The sequence below is a fragment of the Alloalcanivorax sp. C16-1 genome, from assembly GCF_046507805.1.
In the GTDB taxonomy this organism is placed as follows: Bacteria; Pseudomonadota; Gammaproteobacteria; order Pseudomonadales; family Alcanivoracaceae; genus Alloalcanivorax.
Genome location: NZ_JBKFTK010000006.1, coordinates 1 through 16,251 on the forward strand (window position 1 = coordinate 1; position 16,251 = coordinate 16,251).

Below are 16,251 nucleotides of genomic sequence, written 5' to 3' on the forward strand. Positions count from 1 at the left end.
ACTTGTTCAAAGCCGATGTCTATCGAGACATCTACTCCGAACAGGTCCCACACGTTTGCTTGCCTGATTGTTAAAGAACGTTTGGAAGCGCTTGGCTTCCCGACCCGGCCGCTGCTGCTTGGCTGCGTCCGCCGTCGTTGTGGGAGCGCATTCTAGGGATTTGCGGAGAGCCGTCAACACTTTTTTCATCACGGATTCATCAAACGGTCAGAACTTGATCATGACGGTGGAAAAAGCAGCTTTCCTGGCCGAAACCGCTCATTTTCCAGGCAAAAACCGCCCTCGCAATCGGTACCCCACCAGCACCAGTGCCACCGCCAGAAACGCCAGCGATTCACCGAAACCGGATTTCTGCACCCAGAACTGATGAACCAGCGCCAACGGCAGGGCCAGAAAGATCAGCCTGTGCAATTTCACCCACCGCTGCCCCATCCTGCGACGCGCCTTGCGGGTGCTGGTCAGCGCCAGCGGCCACAGCGATAGCCAGGCAGCGGCGCCGACGATGATATAGGGGCGCTTGCTCAGTTCAGTGGCCAGCCGTCCCGGGTCCCAGCCCAGAATCAGCGTGGCCCAGGCCAGAAAGTGCAGACTGGCGTAGATGAACATCCACAGCCCGAAGGTGCGCCGCCAGATCACCAGAGCGGGAATATTCAGCAGCCGGGCGGCCGGCCGCATGGTCAGGCACACCAACAACAGCACCAGCGCCCACCAGCCCAGGGCATTGACCAGCGCCGCCACCGGATCCGGGCCGCTGGCGCCGGTGAGGCCCTGCCACAGCACCCACGCCAGGGGCAGCGCCCCCAGGGGCCAGGCGATCCAGGTCCAGGCCTTGGGGTTTTTCCCCTTGCCCGCCGCCATCAGTAGTTCTTTCTCAGGTCCATGCCCTTGTACAGGCCGGCCACCTGATCGTAGCCATTGAACAGCTCGGTGGGCTGCCAGTTCGGATTGAACAGGGAGTTGGGCAGGCGGCGCTCCCGGGACTGGGACCAGCGCGGGTGATCCACCTCCGGGTTCACGTTGGCGTAGAAACCGTATTCCCGGGGCGCCAGCAGATTCCAGGTGGTCTCCGGGCGCTGCTCCGTGAATTCGATGCGCACGATCGATTTAATCGACTTGAAGCCGTACTTCCAGGGCACCACCAGCCGCATCGGCGCGCCGTTCTGGTTGGGCAGCGTGCGCCCGTACAGGCCGATGGCCATCAGGGTCAGCGGATGCATGGCCTCGTCCAGGCGCAAACCTTCCCGGTAGGGAAAGTCGATGCCGGTGAACGGCGAGTCCACCCCGGGCATCTGCTTCGGGTCGGCCAGGGTGGTGAAGGCCACGTAGCGGGCCTTGCTGGTGGGCTGCAGCTTCTTGAGCAGCGCCGCCATCGGAATACCCACCCAGGGAATCACCATGGACCAGGCTTCCACGCAACGCAGCCGATAGATACGTTCTTCCACCGGCAGGCCCTTGAGCAGATCTTCCAGGTCGAAGGTGCCGGTGCGTTCGGCGGCGCCGGCCACGGTGACCTGCCAGGGGTGGGTTTTCATGCGATCGGCGTGGGCCGCCGGGTCGTCCTTGCCGGTGCCGAACTCGTAGAAGTTGTTGTAGTGGGTGACGTCGTCGAAGGGGGTGAGCTTTTCGTCGGTGTTGGGCACACCGTCCTTGGCGCCGGCCACCTGCTGACGCAGCCAGGCCGGACGGGAGCCGTCCTCGGTGGCCGGGTCCACGCTGCGTGCCCAGGCCGGAGTGGCGGCGAACAGGCCCGCCAGCCCGCCCAGGATCATCAGCTCGCGGCGCTTGAGATAAACGGATTCCGGGGTGATTTCGGAGCTTTTCGGATCATTACGGTGACGTTTTCGAATCAGCACGGTTCGATCTCCTTTCCGGCTGCCCGGTACGAGCAGCCAATCTGTTAGAGAGGCGAACCGCGCTTTTGTTACACGGACTTCTTGCGCAGTCGCCAGAGATTCAGCAACAGGCCGGTGACCACATAGACCACGGCCACGGTCAGCAGCACCAGCGGCGGGTCCAGGAACACGATGGCGAACGCCACGATCACGCCCAGCAGTACCTTGAACGGCACCCGTCCGATGTGAAATTCCTTGAACGAGTGATAGCGCACCGAGGACACCATCAGCAAACCGGCACCGGCTACCGTGAAGGCTACCAGCCAGGAGATGTCGTTTCCGTCAACGCCACGGCTGGCGCCCAGCCACACCAGGGTGGCCACCAGGCCGGCGCCGGTGGGGCTGGGCAGGCCGATGAAGAAGCGTTTGTCGGTACTTTCGGCCTGCACATTGAAACGGGCCAGCCGCAGGGCGGCGCAGGCCAGGTAGATGAAGGCGGCCATCCAGCCGAACTTGCCCAACTCGGACAGCCCCCAGGAATAGGCCACCAGCCCCGGCGCCACGCCGAAGGCCACGCAATCCGAGAGCGAGTCGTACTCGGCGCCGAACTTGCTCTGGGTGTTGGTCAGACGCGCCACGCCGCCGTCCAGGCCATCGAGAATACCGGCCACGATGATGCCCACCGCTGCCGCCTCGAACAGGCCGTTCATGGCCGCCACGATGGCGTAGAAGCCGGCGAACAGGGCGCCGGTGGTGAACAGGTTGGGCAGCAGATAGACGCCCTTGTGGCGAGCGCCGGTGCGTTCGGCTTCCACCACCTCGAAGGCGTCGGGCGCGCGGTCGCCGGTCTCGGGAGAACGGTCCTGGGGACGGTCTTGATGCTCGGCCATGGTTGCTCACTGTAATGGGCGTTGCCGATAGTCTACCCCAGGGGCCGGACGCAAAAAACGCGCCCGGGGGCGCGTTTTTGCAAAGCTTGAGGCCGCCGCGGGGCGGCGCGCTTCAGTTCTTGGACTTATCGACGATCTGATTGGCCTGGATCCACGGCATCATGTTACGCAGACGCTCGCCCACCTGCTCGATGGGGTGCTCGGCGTTCTGACGACGACGGGCGGTCATGCTCGGGTAGTTAAGGCCACCTTCGCTGATGAACATCTTCGCGTATTCGCCGCTCTGGATGCGCTTGAGCGCGTTGCGCATGGCTTCGCGGGACTGCTCGTTGATGATCTCCTTGCCGGTGGTGTATTCACCGTATTCGGCGTTGTTGGAGATCGAGTAGTTCATGTTGGCGATGCCGCCTTCGTACATCAGGTCGACGATCAGCTTCAGTTCGTGCAGACACTCGAAGTAGGCCATCTCCGGCGCGTAGCCGGCTTCCACCAGGGTCTCGAAACCGGCTTTGACCAGTTCCACGGTGCCGCCACACAGTACCGCCTGCTCGCCGAACAGATCGGTTTCGGTCTCGTCCTTGAAAGTGGTTTCGATGATGCCGGTGCGGCCGCCGCCGATGCCGCAGGCATAGGACAGCGCCAGATCCTTGGCCTGACCGGAGGCGTCCTGGAAGATCGCGATCAGGTCGGGAATACCGCCGCCACGGGTGAACTCGGTGCGCACGGTGTGGCCCGGTGCCTTGGGTGCCACCATGATCACGTCCAGGTCCTTGCGCGGCACGATCTGGTTGTAGTGAATGCAGAAGCCGTGGGCGAACGCCAGGGTGGCACCCTGCTTCAGGTTCGGCTCGATTTCGTTCTGGTAGATGGCGGCCTGGTTCTCGTCCGGGGCCAGCACCATCACCACGTCGGCGGCTTTCACCGCTTCCGGCACGCTCTTCACGGTGAGGCCGGCGCCTTCCGCCTTGGCCGCGGAGGAAGAGCCTTCACGCAGTGCCACCACGACGTCGACACCGGATTCCTTCAGGTTGTTGGCGTGGGCGTGGCCCTGGGAACCGTAGCCGATGATGGCCACTTTCTTGCCCTGGATGAGGGAAAGGTCACAATCCTTATCGTAGTAGACTTGCATGGTGTTGCCCCGAATGCTGGTGAATGAACGCTGGTGAATAAATCAAGGGCCCACACCTTAGGCCATGCCCGGCGTTGCGTAAAATGATATATTCGCAACACAGCATGCCGGATTTCGGGACAAGCCCATGGACACCCGCCCCCTTCGCCTGTTTCTCGCCCTGGCCGAGACCCTGCATTTCGGTCGCGCCGGCGACCGCTGCCATATGAGCCCCTCGGCGGTGAGCCGCACCATCCGCCAGTTGGAAGACGAGCTGGGCGTGGCCCTTTTCCTGCGCGACAACCGCAGCGTCCGCCTGACCCCGGAGGGGCGCCGCTTTCAGGACTATGCCCGGGAAGCGATGGCCCAATGGGACAGTCTGCGGCATTCCATGCAGGAGGCCGGCCGGGTGCTGCACGGGGAACTGAGCCTGTATTGTTCGGTGACCGCCAGCTACAGCTTCCTCTACGACATTCTCAGCCGCTTCCGCACCGACTATCCGGGCATCGAAATCAAGCTGCACACCGGCGACCCGGCCCACGCCCAGGACCGGGTGCTCACCGGCCGCGAGGACATCGCCATCGGCGCCCGCCCGGACGGTGCCCTGCCCCGCGGCATGGCGTTCCGCCCGATCCTGCGCTCGCCGCTGCTGTTCATCGCGCCCAGCGACCAGCCGGAGCTGGCCGCCTCCCTGTCCGGCGCGGCGCGGCCGGAAGCCTGGCGCGACGTGCCCATGATCCTGTCGGAACAGGGCTTGTCACGGCAGCGCCTGGACCAGTGGTTCCGCGCCCTGGGCGTGGCTCCACGCATTTATGCCCAGGTGAGCGGCAACGAGGCCATCGTCAGCATGGTGAGTCTCGGGTTCGGGGTGGGCGTGGCGCCACGCATCGTACTGGAGCGCAGCCCGCTGGCCGAGCGCACCCGCGCCCTGCAGGTCACGCCCGCCCTGGCGGACTATGAAGTCGGGCTGTTCACCCGGGAGAAACGCCTCACCGACCCGGTGATCCAGGCGTTCTGGTCGCAGCTGCGCTGAGCCGCCGGCTCAGGACGGGTCGGTGAACAGATTGCTGGTGGACGGGTCCGCCAGGGATTGCAGAATGGCGCGGCTGACCAGGGTGCATTTGACCCCGTTCACCATGCGGTAGGCGCCGTCGTAGGGCGGAAACCAGAAGGCGCGGATCTTGCGCTCCACGTCGTCGCCGTCGCGCACTTCCTTCATGGCTTCCATCTCCGCCCGGCTCACGTAGCGACCGCCGGTATTGGGGGTGGTGGGCAGCGGTGCCGGGTCCGCCAGCAGGCGCTCGGTGACCGCCTGGAATCCCGCCAGCAGCCGCGGCTGGGATTTGGCTTCCAGACTGCGCGCGGTTTCGTGGTCCCGGTCCACCGGGAAGGTGCGCACTTCGATGATCGCGCCGGTGTCGATGTCCTCGTCCACATAGTGGGCGGTCACCGCCCACTCAGGCCGGTCCTCCAGAATCGCCAGATTATAGCCGGCGGTGCCCTTGTACTCCGGCAGTGGCGCCGGATGAAAATTGACCACGCCCCGGGCGCAGCGCTCCAGCAACGGCCGGCGGATCTTCTGCCAGTAGAGCATGGACAGGCCCAGGTCCACGTGCAGCTCGCCGGCGGCCACCTTCGCCTCCATGTCGTCCCGGTCGAGAATCGGCACGCCGGCGGCGCGGGCCACGTCACTGGTGGGCGACACCGACAGGTGACTGTCGGTAATCACCCCCACCACCTGCACATCATCGCGGGCCAGCAGCCAGCGCAGCGCCTCGGCGGCCACCGGCTTGCGGCCCATGAACAGTACCCGGGTTCTGGAAGCGTCGTGGGTCATGGTTCATCGTTCCCCTGAAAATAATCGGTGGTGGCGTGCCCGTCCTTGGCGACCCCGTCGCGCTTGAGGACGGCGCCCACGGTGCGCGCCAGGATACGCAGGTCCAGCCACAGGCTACGGTGATCCACGTACCACACGTCGAGGTCGAATTTTTCCTGCCAGGTGATGTTGTTGCGGCCGTTGACCTGGGCCCAGCCGGTGACCCCGGGGCGCACCTCGTGGCGGCGGCGCTGGTGGGCGTTGTACAGCGGCAGATAGCTCATCAGCAGCGGGCGCGGGCCCACCAGGCTCATGTCACCGCGCAGCACATTGATCAGCTCCGGCAGCTCGTCCAGGCTGCTGTCGCGCAGAAAGCGGCCGAATGGCACCAGCCGTTCCGCGTCCGGCAGCAAGTCGCCATTGCCATCGCGGGCGTCGGTCATGGTGCGGAATTTCATCATCTCGAACGGTTTGCCGTGCAGCCCCGGCCGGGTCTGGCGGAACAGCACCGGCGCCCCCAGCTTGACCCGCACCAGCACCGCCAGCAGCAACAGCAGCGGCGACAGCAGCAACAGGGCGCCACCGGCCATCACGATATCCATCGAGCGTTTAATCATGGGCGGCCTCCTCCGCCGGACACGCCGGCGCCCGGCCTTCAACCACCCAGCCCACGAAGTCACGGCCCAGGGCGTCCCGGTCGAAGCGCGCCCGCGCCAGTGCCAGGGCCGCCTCGCCCCGGGCGGCCAGGGCGGCGCGGTCGTCGGCGGCGGCTTCCAGGGCATCGGCGAAGGCCGCCGGATCGTCCGGCGGCACCGCGAACCCGCAGCCATTGGCGTCGATCATGGTGGCCAGCCAACCAGGGTAGTTGTTCAGCACCGGCAGGCCGGCGGAAATATAGTCAAAAAACTTGTTCGGCGAGGTGCCGTAGTAGAAGGCCGGCACATTGGCGAGAATCTGCATACCCAGATCGGCGGCGGCCATCAACCCGGCCAGGTCCGCCTTGCCCACCGGATCATGGAACACCATCGCCCCACCCTGGGCGGCGTCCAGTTTTTCCCGATGGGCGCGGTCGATCAGCGCCGGCTTGCGCATGCCCTGCCCCACCAACACCAGCTTGATGTCGTCGCGACCCCGGCGGCGCAGCTCGGCGGCGGCGTCGAGCACTGCTCCCAGCCCGTTGGCGAGGCCGTGGGTGCCGGTGAAAATCGCCATCAGATCCTGTTCGCCCACGCCCTCCGGGCGCCAGGGCTTGCCGACGTTAGCGAAGATGCGGAAGTCACAGCCATTGGGGATCATGGCGATGCGTTCGTCGGCGATACCGCGACGGCGGATGCCTTCCGCCATGCCCGGCGACAACGCCACCAGCCGCTGGGCGGAATGGTAGGACAGCCACTCCAGCACGCTCATCAGTGTCAGCACCAGCGGGTTGCGGATCACGCCCATGGCCTTGGGCAACTCCGGCCACAGATCGCGCACCTCGAACACAAACGTCTTGCCGCGCAACCAGCGCGCCACGATGCCGGGGATACCCGCCGTCAGCGGCGTGCTGGTGGCGAACACCACGTCGTAGCGCCGGGTCAGCGCCACCGCCACGCTGCGCAGCGCGAACAACAGAAACAGCCCGGCCCGTTTGAGAAAGCTGTCGGCGTTGGCGTAGGCCAGGTCGAACTCCAGCACCTGGATGCCGTCCACCCGCCCCTCGCGACGCCCGCGACGAAATGGCCCGTCCAGGCCGGTTTGCCCGCCGTGGTAGGAGCCGCACACCATGGTCACTTCATGGCCGGCGTCGATCAGCCGCCGGGCCATCTCGTAGGACCGGGTGCCGGCCGACCCGCTGGGGGTGGAAAAATGCTGATGGAAATACAGAACCTTCATTCCGGAAACGCCCACTCCGTGGTCAAGGTGCCCGCCTCGCCGATTTCGATCTCCAGCACCGGCAGCGGGCTTTTGCGACTGTAATAGCGGGACTCCCAACCTTCCACCAGACGCCGCTCCCGTACCGGCACCGTGGCGCTGACCACCAGGGTTCGCGGCCCGCACACCAGGGTTTCATCATCCCGCCAGCGCCACTCGCCCGGGGGCAGACGCCAGCGCAGCACCGCCCGGTGGCGAAAACCGGCCACCCGGTCCACCACGGTCAGGCGGTTCGGCGCCACCTGCAGCTGGCGGTGATGTTCGGCACCCAGCCAGTCCCGATAGCCGGCGGCCATCGCCACGCCGCCCGAGCCGACGTCGTCCGGCCCTTCCACCGCATTCGCCCGTGGCCAGGCGCCGAATAGAAAGCGGCCCAGACGCGGCATCTGGTCACGGTCGTCGAACTGCACGGTATTGTGCGCGGCGGCGCCGGGAAAATACCGGTTCCAGTCGGGCCCGTCATCCGCCGGCGGGTTATAGCTGTAGGTACCGGCGTCGCGCAGCAGGTTCTCGCCGTGCAGCCACAGATCCAGGTGGAGCAGATCGCTCTGCGCCGGCCGGAAACGGAAACGGGGGTAACGAAGCAACGCCAGTACCCCGCCGGTGCGCGCCACCAGATAACCGCCGTCCGCGTAGCGCGCGCTGCGGCCCCAGGGCTGATGGCGGGCCGGCGCCGGCAGATCCAGCCAGGCCAGCACCTCGTCCGCCGCCGGACAATCGGTGTAGGCGCGGGCGTCGGCGAACAGCGCGGTGGCCAACTGCACGGACGGGCGGAAGTCCCGGTAGTCCGTGTCGGTGAGCGGCAGGAAACGGGCGCCGTCGTTGGCCCCCAGGTTGGGCGCATCGCCATTGAGGGGATCGGTCAGATTGCCGAGCCAGGCGGTGGCGGCCCGGGCGCGCCGCAGGAAGCGGTCGGAAAACGGCCGGCGTCCCAGCGCCCGGCGCCAGCGCTCGGCCAGGCTCAGAGTATCCAGCAACACCCGATGGTAGGTTACCGAGTGCTGACTGAAACTGCCGTCCTCGCCGATCAGGCGCGCCGCCCGGTTTTCCAGCCAGCGCCGTCCGCGCCGCTCCCAGGCGGCGCCACCCGGCAGCCCCAGATCCGCCAGCCAGCTGCCGCCCACGAACAGGGCGGCGGCCTCGGAGGTGCCGTGATTGTTGTCCTGGGCCAGGGCGTAATGGAGCGTCGGCGCGATGCGGGTCAGATGCGCCGAGATCAGCGCCGCCAGGCCCGGTTCCGGTGCCTCCACCTGCCCCAGCAACAGCGCCGCCATGGCCAGATGCAGCACCCGGATCGACGCCTCCTGACCGCATTTCCAGTTGGCGCCCAGCCAGGGCGGATTGGCCCGCGCCGCCTCCGCCAGCCAATGGTTGAGTCGCGCCAGGGCCTCATCGCGCCGCTCTTGATCCGGCGCCGCCAGCGCCTGCTGGGCGGCGGCCAGCACCCAGTCGTAGCGGGAGGCTTCCCAGACCCCTTTGATGTCACCCACGCCGGCGTCGAAATCGCCGATCCGCCACCAGGGCCGGCGCGGGTCCGCCACCGCCTCGCCCGTGATCAGGCTGCGCGACCACTCCGGCGGCTCGGCCATGGCCCCCTCCCAGGGCGCCACGCGCAGCCCGAACGCCTCGGGCCAGAGGTACCAGCCCTGTCGCGGCGTGCGCTCCGGACGCAACCGCTCCGGCGCCCGGAAAAACGGCCCGGACACCGCCGCCGGCGGCCGCCGCACCGCCCGGTTCAGCCCGACGCGCACGCTGAGCCGGTACAGCAGCACCCGGGCAATATTGACCGGCCCAAGGCGCCAGGCGGTGCGCAAGAGCAGTGTCGGAGAGCTCACCGATACCCCATCCTTCGGTTCAACCGGCCGGCGTAACGATTAAATTCAGCCAGGTCTTCGCTGCTGAGTTGCTCCCTCCAACGCTCGTCGAATCTGACCCGGGTGATGCCCTCACGATCCAGGCGCGCCGGGTTACCGCTGATATTGTGTTTTCCGTCCTTGCTTTGCATCGCCTGGTCAGCGCACTGTTCCGGCAAACCGACGAATTCACAAAGGCGCTTCAGCGTCGCGACTGGCTCCGTCGCCAGATCTTCGTAGCGCAAGGTCAGCGTGTGTTCAGCTTTGATCGTTAACAACATCCCGAGCCTGTAAAACAGGCGGCGACGCCACTCACGCGCGTAATGGGCGACAGACCGGGGTAGGCGGCGTTGATAAGACGCCACGATGGCACGGCCGTCACGGACCAGATGAACCACGCGAAGGGACTGCCCCTCTCCCATCACCGACTGAGTCATATACAGCGCTTTCATTCGCAACGGTGATTTCGACGAGTCCACAATCAACCGGGAACCGGTCTGCTGTTCCAGCGCCTGGAAAACACGCCAACTACGCAGGGTCGCCAGCCAGGCATCGGCGACATGGGAATTGAATCGGGCCGCACGAAACAGAGGCAACGATCCCAGCAACAGCAGCAGCGGCAGTAAAAAGCCTGCATAAAACCTTTGTCCGAGATTTCCCAAATGGGTTTTGTAGCCGGACCAGAAAGAAAGCCGACTTTCACCCTCTCGCCCCTCTCTCGTTCTTAAACGATCACACACCGGCCCCCACAACGAGCAATCGTTGATGTCTTCACCGCAAGTGCATATTTGTTCCACGTCGTCGGAGGAAGCCCAGCGAGCGATTCGCTCGATTTCTCCGGTGGATACTGCTCCCTCCATGTTGCCGATAAGAGTATCCAGCAAGGTTGTGCCCGAGTGCCCATGGGCAACGATGTACAAAATGGTCGCGTGATTGGTGCTGGCCAAGGTGGCCTCCCGTCATTGGATTCAGCCTTCCCCGGGCTTGATGCCAAGGGCGGGTAACGGATTGGGTAGCGGCAAGGTCCAGACTCCCAGACGTCGCCAGACGTACCAAACCGCCATCAAATTCTGGGCCACCAGAGTGATGGCTAGGGCGAGAGCGGCACCAAAGGCGCCAAAACCAGGGATCAGTACGAAGAACAGTGTCAGGCTCAAGGTGGCACAGATCAAGCTGATGTTACGCATAAGCTTCTCATGTCCCGACATATTAAGAACGAAGCCCACCGAGCCACAAAGGACGTTCACCAACTGCGCCAAGGCGATAAGTCGCAACAGCGGCGCGGCGCCGGCAAAGCCCTCACCAAGCCATCCCAGAACCCATTCGGGAGCGAGCATTAGCAAAATCAACAGGGGCGCCGCCAGCAACGTGCCGAAAAGCGCGCCCTGGCGGGCCAAACGACCAAGTCCAGCCAGGTCGCCACGATGATACAGCGCCGCGAAACGAGGCGGGAAAACCGCATTAAGCGCAACCAGAACGAAGCTGACGGCGGTTCCCAACTGCTGGGCGGCCCGGAACAAGCCCAATTCGGCGCTGGCGAGCAACCACCCTGCCAGCAACACACCGAGGACCGATTGCATCAACATCGCCAGGTTGGTGAAAAAGAACGCCTGCCCCGTCGCGAAAAACGCACGTGGTGTCAGTGCCACAGGCCCGGCTTCGCTGTCCGCAGCCCCCCGCACCCAGCCCATCAGAGGCCAGAGCGCCAATATCAATAATCCCCATGCGGCCAGCGCGTAAGCGCTGCCAAGGGATGTTAAACCACGGCCTGGCCACCACTCTTGCAACCCCCACAGCACCACCACCGTTGCCAGCGCGACACCACCGTTCTCCAGTAGCGAGGCCAGCGCAGGCCTGTGCAGTCCTTTAAACAGTCCCGCCAGCACGAAAGCGAGCGTGAATGGAGGCAGTGCAAAAGCAATGCCGGGAAGAACCTGATCCAGGCCTGGAGCATCAAAAAAACAGGTAAGTGGTGTTCGCAGCAGAACCAAACCCAGTGCCGCAACGACACTGGCAACCAATGCGGTCTGCAATGCCCAGCGCAGATAACGACGAAGATGCGGGTCATCAGGGTCACGTCCCGCATATCTCATCAATGCTCCGCCAAGCCCGTATCGCGCCAGCGTGGCCAGACCGAGTAGCAGACTTTGCGCTAACGCCAGCACGCCAACACCCACCGGCCCGTACCATCTTCCAACCAGAGCCATCAGCAATAACGAGCCCAGCACCGCCGCGCCACGAGCGGCGAACGTGCGAATCAGTGCGGGCCCGAGACGGCTCATCGTCGCAATACCACTAAAGCAGCCGTTATGCGGATTTGCCGGACCAAAGGCCGCAGGCATCAATTAATGTGCGCTCTCCAAGAGCAGCACGATCAATCGCCACAAAAGACCGGTGCGCCACCAACGCGACCAGGATGTCAGCATCAGCAAGCGCGGTCTCCGTACTAACCAGTAATGCTCCCGTACCACTCAGCGTCTCTGGTAACGTTTTAATGTTGGGCTCGACCGCGAGCAGCTTCCCGGGATGATCTCGGGCGACCTTCTCCACAATGTCCAGAGCCGGGCTCTCGCGCAGATCATCAATATCCGGCTTGAAAGCCAACCCGAAGAACGCAATTGACAGATCGGCGGCACGAGCATCGGGTCGGCTTTGCAGTGCTTCCGCCACGGCTACCTTGATCTTCTCCACTACCCAGTCCGGCTTGCCGCTATTGACGTTGCGGGCCGCCCTGATCAAGCGCGCCTGGTCGGGTGTCTGACTGACGATAAACCACGGATCGACCGCAATGCAGTGCCCCCCTACCCCTGGGCCTGGCTGCAGGATATTCACTCGGGGGTGGCGATTGGCGAGCTGGATCAATTCCCAGACGTTGATATCGAGCCGTTCGGCAATCATGGACAGCTCATTCGCGAAAGCAATATTGACATCCCTGAAGGCGTTTTCGGTGAGCTTGGCCATCTCCGCCGTGCGAGCCGTGGTCAACAAACATTCGCCACGAACAAACCCACGATAGAGGTCCCGCGCCGCACGCGCACACGCCGGCGTCATGCCTCCTATGATGCGATCATTTTCGATCAATTCATGCATGATACGGCCGGGCAGCACCCTTTCCGGGCAATGCGCCACCCGAATATCCGCGGCCTCTCCGGCATTCTGGGGGAAGCTGAGATCGGGTCTCGCCCCAGCCAGCCATTCCGCCAACTGCTCCGTCGCGCCAACCGGAGAAGTGGATTCGAGAATTACAAGGTCACCGCGTTTAAGCACCGGTGCCACCGACTCCGCCGCAGCCTGAATGTAACTCAGGTCCGGTTCGGGCACCGCGTCCGGATCGGCCTGACGTTTAAAAGGCGTGGGCACAGCAATCAGAAACGCATCCGCTTGTTCCGGCTCCGTCGTGGCCCGGAGGTAACCTTCCTTGACAGCCGCATGCACGGCGATGTCCAGTTCCGGCTCGACGATATGAATCTCTCCGCGGTTGATGGTTTCCACCGCCTCCCGGTTTACATCGACGCCGACCACATTGACGCGACGACCGGCGAAGACGGCCGCGGTCGGCAAGCCGATGTATCCGAGCCCCACCACACACACCGTACTGAATGTCATCAAAGTCAAACCCTCACGTTAACCAAGCTGAACTTGTCGCGCTGCTTCTAACGTAGCTCGCGACACCTCAAACAGTTCCTGAACAGGAATGGGTGCCTCACCACCCTGCTGTACCGCCCGCATGAATGCTGCCGCGCACGCTTTTTGGCCCTTATCCTGTCGCCACAGCTTTTGGCCGCTGATTCCGGACCAGCCAAAAACATGCAGCTTACGGAAATTATCAAGGCTCAGGATCCGGCCATTGGAAAAAACGTCAATTCTCTCCTTTGGATAGCGCGGATGCCCGTTGGTTATATAGTGCAGCGTGCCAATGGAGCCGTTCTCAAACTTCAAGGTGACGACGACGTTATCTCCATCACCGCCTTGTGCGGTTACTCCGGCTATCGGCGCGCCGGCGAGGTGCCGCATCAGATCGATAAAATGACACCCCTCGCCGACCAGACGGCCGCCACCCACCCGAGGATCACGCGTCCAATGCCCACCGGGCAATTCGCCTGCATTGACAGTACACACAAGGGTACGGGGAGCACCTTGCTCGCCCAGAAGCCGCCTCATCGTTTGGACATGGGGCGCAAATCGACGATTAAAGCCCACCATGAGCTGGCGAGGCTCGCCATTTTCGAGACCGGCATTCCACACCGACTCGATGTCGGCTAGCTGGTCTATCGTCAACGCCAAAGGCTTTTCGACAAAAACATGCTTCCCGGCACTCAGAGCTCTCGTCACCAGCTCGGCGTGACTGTCATGGCGTGTTGCCACCACCACCACGTTGGTCGCGGAATCGTTCAGCAAGCGTTCGACATCGGTGGAGGCTGTAGCGAAACCCGATGTTTTGCCGTGGATCACACTGTTTACACCACCGGACGTCACCAACGATGAGAACCGCGCTCCAGCTTCCCGAAAGGCGGGAATAAGAACCCGCGATGCATAGTTTCCCGCTCCGATAAAACCGACTACCGGCAGATCGGCCGGAAAGCTTGGTGACGAAGTCAAAGAAACCGTGGTTACGGCGCGTTGTCCGACGGTGCCCGGGTCGTATTCCAGCAATAACCCTAATGCGGAGCGGGCCTCAGTGAGCGTACGGTAGGCCTCCGCCGCTTGTTCAAAAGGAAATCGGTGGCTGATTAGCGGCGAAACATCCAATCGCCCTTCGGCCAGCATTGCCAGCACCGCTTCAAAATTCCGCTGTTCCGTCCACCGTACCAATCCATAGGGATAGTCGAGACCTTTCTCTTCGTAATCCGAATCGTAGCGCCCGGGACCGTAGGAACAGGAGACCTGAAAGGAGAGCTCTTTTTCATAGAAATCAGCCCGATTAAGTTCCAGCCCGGTTACACCGACCAGAACAATGCGCCCCCGTTGCCGACACATACGGGCCGCCTGCGTGACAGGGTCGCTGGACCGCGAAGAGGCGGTAATCAATACACCATCCACACCACGGCCATCACTGGCTCGTAATCCCGCGCGGACCGGATCATCGACCGTCGGATTGCAAATCTCCGCGCCGAATTGACGGGCAAGAGTCAGCTTCTCGTCATCAAGGTCCACCGCCAGCACGCGACAACCTTGGGCACGGAGCAGCTGTACGGTCAGCAACCCGATCAAACCGGCGCCGATCACCACGAACGTTTCACCCAGGGTCGGTACAGCCAGACGTATCCCCTGCAAACCGATACTGGCAACCACCGTGAAGGCCGCCTGTTCGTCAGTCACCGCATCCGGGATACGGGCGCACAGATGTCTTCCAACCCTGACCAGGTCAGCGTGCGGACCGTTCGAAACAATGCGGTCTCCCGGGCGAATATCCTCGATACCACTGCCTACCGACGTGACCACTCCCACGTTGCTGTAGCCCAAAGGCAGAGGCTCGCCCAGCTTGGAGCGCACCGCATCCACGGTGGCGGCGATGCCATCGGTGGCCATCTTCTCCAGCACCATTTTGACTTTTTCAGGCTGCTGCCGAGCCTTCTCCAAGTAGGAGGCGCGCCCGAAATCGACGAGCATGCGCTCGGTGCCGGCGGAAATCAGCGAGCAGCGCGTTTCGCTGATCACGGTTCCAGCCTTCAGGGACGGCGCCGGAGCCTCCGCCACCAGAGTGCCGCCCTTGTTAAGGTCCTGGAGAATCTGCTTCATCGCGTATCGGGCTCCTGAGGCAACCGGGCGGCATGCAGGTCGCCCGCCAACCTGGCCTGTTCATCCGTATAGGCGTATACGGACATCGGCAGGGTGCGGCTATTGGCCGCCCATTGGGAAATTGCTTCCGGCGACAGCCCGGCAATTGCCCCCACCGCCTGATCCGGTTCAACGCAATCAAGAACCAGACCGATGCGCAAGGACGCGACCGCCTGCCCATCATTACTGCCAGCCCGGGTAATCAGTGGGCGACCAAAGGCGCAGGCTTCGTAAAACCGATTGGTCCGCGCCCAGCGAAGATTCCAATCATCAGCCTGGATCGGGGCATAACATGCCCAAACCATATCCACGGAGCCGTATAACCGGGGCAGGTCCGTCGGGGACTGATAGGGGCCTTCCACATCAATATTGCCGCGCGCCTTCAACCCATTAAGGATGTCTTCGGGCAACATGCTGTATCCCGCCACCCGGATGTGGACCCGGTCACCCAGACCATCGGCGATTGCCATCAGCGCACGCGCCGACCAGACACAACGAAGCAACCCAAAATAGCCGATACGTAGAAGATCACGGGACAACGGCACCGTTGGCACCGGCGCGGGTTCAAAATCGATCTTGTTCTCAATGACATGGTGAGGAAACGTCTCTCCCAGCCATTGGCGATAGTAGACCTCATAGAAATCCGGCGCGGTGAAAACCGCGCCGCGGGCATACCGCACCAACCAGCGATCCAGCGCGCGAAAGAGTTTCCCAGACAAACCCGGGTCGGTCTGAACATCCCGCACATCACCGATTTCAAGAAAACAGGGCAGATTACGTCCCATCAGCGCCAAGCGCGTCAGCATTAACGTATCGAGGCCGAAACAGTAGACAGCATCCGCGCCACGCAGGCGTCGCCTTAGCAAAGTGCGTGCACGGAAATATACCCATAAACGATAAAGATAACGGCCGTGGGGAATGCGGCCAATAATCTCCGTCGGACAATCCGCCGGTCGTCCCTTGTGATAAGGACGTTCGAAAGCCAGGGCGGAGACCTGCATTCCCTCGGCTTTCAGCATGGATATACGTTTGGCGTATCGCGGGTGACCGGTAACCGGCA

Annotated in this window: 14 protein-coding genes; 1 reads left to right on the top strand and 13 read right to left on the bottom strand. The window is 63.4% G+C overall.

Annotation, left to right across the window (positions count from 1 at the left end; genetic code table 11):
• Positions 1-258: 258 nt before the first annotated feature.
• From ACLD0W_RS16160 to ilvC, 4 genes are all read right to left on the bottom strand, one after another.
• Positions 259-858: a sulfite oxidase heme-binding subunit YedZ gene (locus tag ACLD0W_RS16160; RefSeq protein ID WP_410308513.1), complete on the bottom strand. Its 600-nt coding sequence runs from the start codon at positions 856-858 to the stop codon at positions 259-261.
• Positions 858-1,853, bottom strand: a complete 996-nt coding sequence (gene msrP / locus ACLD0W_RS16165; protein WP_410308514.1) for a protein-methionine-sulfoxide reductase catalytic subunit MsrP — start codon at positions 1,851-1,853, stop codon at positions 858-860. The genes ACLD0W_RS16160 and msrP overlap by 1 nt, the downstream gene beginning before the upstream one ends.
• Positions 1,854-1,921: 68 nt before the next feature.
• Positions 1,922-2,722 (bottom strand): CDP-diacylglycerol--serine O-phosphatidyltransferase, encoded by an 801-nt coding sequence (pssA, locus tag ACLD0W_RS16170; RefSeq protein ID WP_204428865.1) that lies wholly within the window; start codon positions 2,720-2,722, stop codon positions 1,922-1,924.
• Positions 2,723-2,834: 112 nt separating this feature from the next.
• Positions 2,835-3,851: a ketol-acid reductoisomerase gene (ilvC, locus tag ACLD0W_RS16175; RefSeq protein WP_410308515.1), complete on the bottom strand. Its 1,017-nt coding sequence runs from the start codon at positions 3,849-3,851 to the stop codon at positions 2,835-2,837.
• Between the two features lie 127 nt (positions 3,852-3,978).
• Between ilvC and ilvY the strand changes: the two genes are divergently transcribed.
• Positions 3,979-4,863, top strand: coding sequence for an HTH-type transcriptional activator IlvY (gene ilvY / locus ACLD0W_RS16180; protein WP_410308516.1), 885 nt, complete (start codon positions 3,979-3,981; stop codon positions 4,861-4,863).
• Positions 4,864-4,872: 9 nt separating this feature from the next.
• Here ilvY and ACLD0W_RS16185 read toward each other — a convergent pair whose 3' ends face one another.
• Genes ACLD0W_RS16185 through ACLD0W_RS16225 form a run of 9 tightly spaced genes read right to left on the bottom strand, consistent with a single transcriptional unit; the run spans position 4,873 to position 16,210 of the window.
• Complete coding sequence (locus ACLD0W_RS16185) at positions 4,873-5,667, bottom strand: formyltransferase family protein (RefSeq protein ID WP_410308517.1); 795 nt, start codon at positions 5,665-5,667, stop codon at positions 4,873-4,875.
• The gene (locus ACLD0W_RS16190) at positions 5,664-6,263 is read right to left on the bottom strand and encodes a sugar transferase (RefSeq protein ID WP_410308518.1); all 600 of its coding nucleotides are present in this window, start codon (positions 6,261-6,263) and stop codon (positions 5,664-5,666) included. The genes ACLD0W_RS16185 and ACLD0W_RS16190 overlap by 4 nt, the downstream gene beginning before the upstream one ends.
• Positions 6,256-7,521 carry a glycosyltransferase family 4 protein gene (locus ACLD0W_RS16195; RefSeq protein WP_410308519.1) on the bottom strand — a complete coding sequence of 422 codons (1,266 nt, stop codon included), beginning with the start codon at positions 7,519-7,521 and terminating at the stop codon, positions 6,256-6,258. Before ACLD0W_RS16195 ends, ACLD0W_RS16190 begins: the two co-directional genes overlap by 8 nt.
• Positions 7,518-9,395, bottom strand: coding sequence for a heparinase II/III-family protein (locus ACLD0W_RS16200; RefSeq protein WP_410308520.1), 1,878 nt, complete (start codon positions 9,393-9,395; stop codon positions 7,518-7,520). The genes ACLD0W_RS16195 and ACLD0W_RS16200 overlap by 4 nt, the downstream gene beginning before the upstream one ends.
• Positions 9,392-10,360 (bottom strand): sulfotransferase family protein, encoded by a 969-nt coding sequence (locus ACLD0W_RS16205; protein ID WP_410308521.1) that lies wholly within the window; start codon positions 10,358-10,360, stop codon positions 9,392-9,394. The genes ACLD0W_RS16200 and ACLD0W_RS16205 overlap by 4 nt, the downstream gene beginning before the upstream one ends.
• Before the next feature lie 21 nt (positions 10,361-10,381).
• Positions 10,382-11,755, bottom strand: a complete 1,374-nt coding sequence (locus ACLD0W_RS16210; RefSeq protein ID WP_410308605.1) for a lipopolysaccharide biosynthesis protein — start codon at positions 11,753-11,755, stop codon at positions 10,382-10,384.
• Positions 11,721-13,019, bottom strand: a complete 1,299-nt coding sequence (wecC, locus tag ACLD0W_RS16215; RefSeq protein WP_410308522.1) for a UDP-N-acetyl-D-mannosamine dehydrogenase — start codon at positions 13,017-13,019, stop codon at positions 11,721-11,723. Before wecC ends, ACLD0W_RS16210 begins: the two co-directional genes overlap by 35 nt.
• A gap of 18 nt (positions 13,020-13,037) precedes the next feature.
• Complete coding sequence (locus ACLD0W_RS16220) at positions 13,038-15,152, bottom strand: bi-domain-containing oxidoreductase (RefSeq protein WP_410308523.1); 2,115 nt, start codon at positions 15,150-15,152, stop codon at positions 13,038-13,040.
• Positions 15,149-16,210 carry a glycosyltransferase gene (locus tag ACLD0W_RS16225; RefSeq protein WP_410308524.1) on the bottom strand — a complete coding sequence of 354 codons (1,062 nt, stop codon included), beginning with the start codon at positions 16,208-16,210 and terminating at the stop codon, positions 15,149-15,151. The genes ACLD0W_RS16220 and ACLD0W_RS16225 overlap by 4 nt, the downstream gene beginning before the upstream one ends.
• Between the last annotated feature and the right edge of the window lie 41 nt (positions 16,211-16,251).

What these genes read in the sequence shown, in the direction of transcription:
- ACLD0W_RS16160 (WP_410308513.1), bottom strand. Translation starts at nt 858, where the DNA reads ATGGCGGCGGGCAAGGGGAAAAACCCCAAGGCCTGGACCTGGATCGCC.
- pssA (WP_204428865.1), bottom strand. Translation starts at nt 2,722, where the DNA reads ATGGCCGAGCATCAAGACCGTCCCCAGGACCGTTCTCCCGAGACCGGC.
- ilvC (WP_410308515.1), bottom strand. Translation starts at nt 3,851, where the DNA reads ATGCAAGTCTACTACGATAAGGATTGTGACCTTTCCCTCATCCAGGGC.
- ilvY (WP_410308516.1), top strand. Translation starts at nt 3,979, where the DNA reads ATGGACACCCGCCCCCTTCGCCTGTTTCTCGCCCTGGCCGAGACCCTG.
- ACLD0W_RS16185 (WP_410308517.1), bottom strand. Translation starts at nt 5,667, where the DNA reads ATGACCCACGACGCTTCCAGAACCCGGGTACTGTTCATGGGCCGCAAG.
- ACLD0W_RS16190 (WP_410308518.1), bottom strand. Translation starts at nt 6,263, where the DNA reads ATGATTAAACGCTCGATGGATATCGTGATGGCCGGTGGCGCCCTGTTG.
- ACLD0W_RS16195 (WP_410308519.1), bottom strand. Translation starts at nt 7,521, where the DNA reads ATGAAGGTTCTGTATTTCCATCAGCATTTTTCCACCCCCAGCGGGTCG.
- ACLD0W_RS16210 (WP_410308605.1), bottom strand. Translation starts at nt 11,755, where the DNA reads ATGCCTGCGGCCTTTGGTCCGGCAAATCCGCATAACGGCTGCTTTAGT.
- wecC (WP_410308522.1), bottom strand. Translation starts at nt 13,019, where the DNA reads ATGACATTCAGTACGGTGTGTGTGGTGGGGCTCGGATACATCGGCTTG.
- ACLD0W_RS16220 (WP_410308523.1), bottom strand. Translation starts at nt 15,152, where the DNA reads ATGAAGCAGATTCTCCAGGACCTTAACAAGGGCGGCACTCTGGTGGCG.
- ACLD0W_RS16225 (WP_410308524.1), bottom strand. Translation starts at nt 16,210, where the DNA reads ATGCTGAAAGCCGAGGGAATGCAGGTCTCCGCCCTGGCTTTCGAACGT.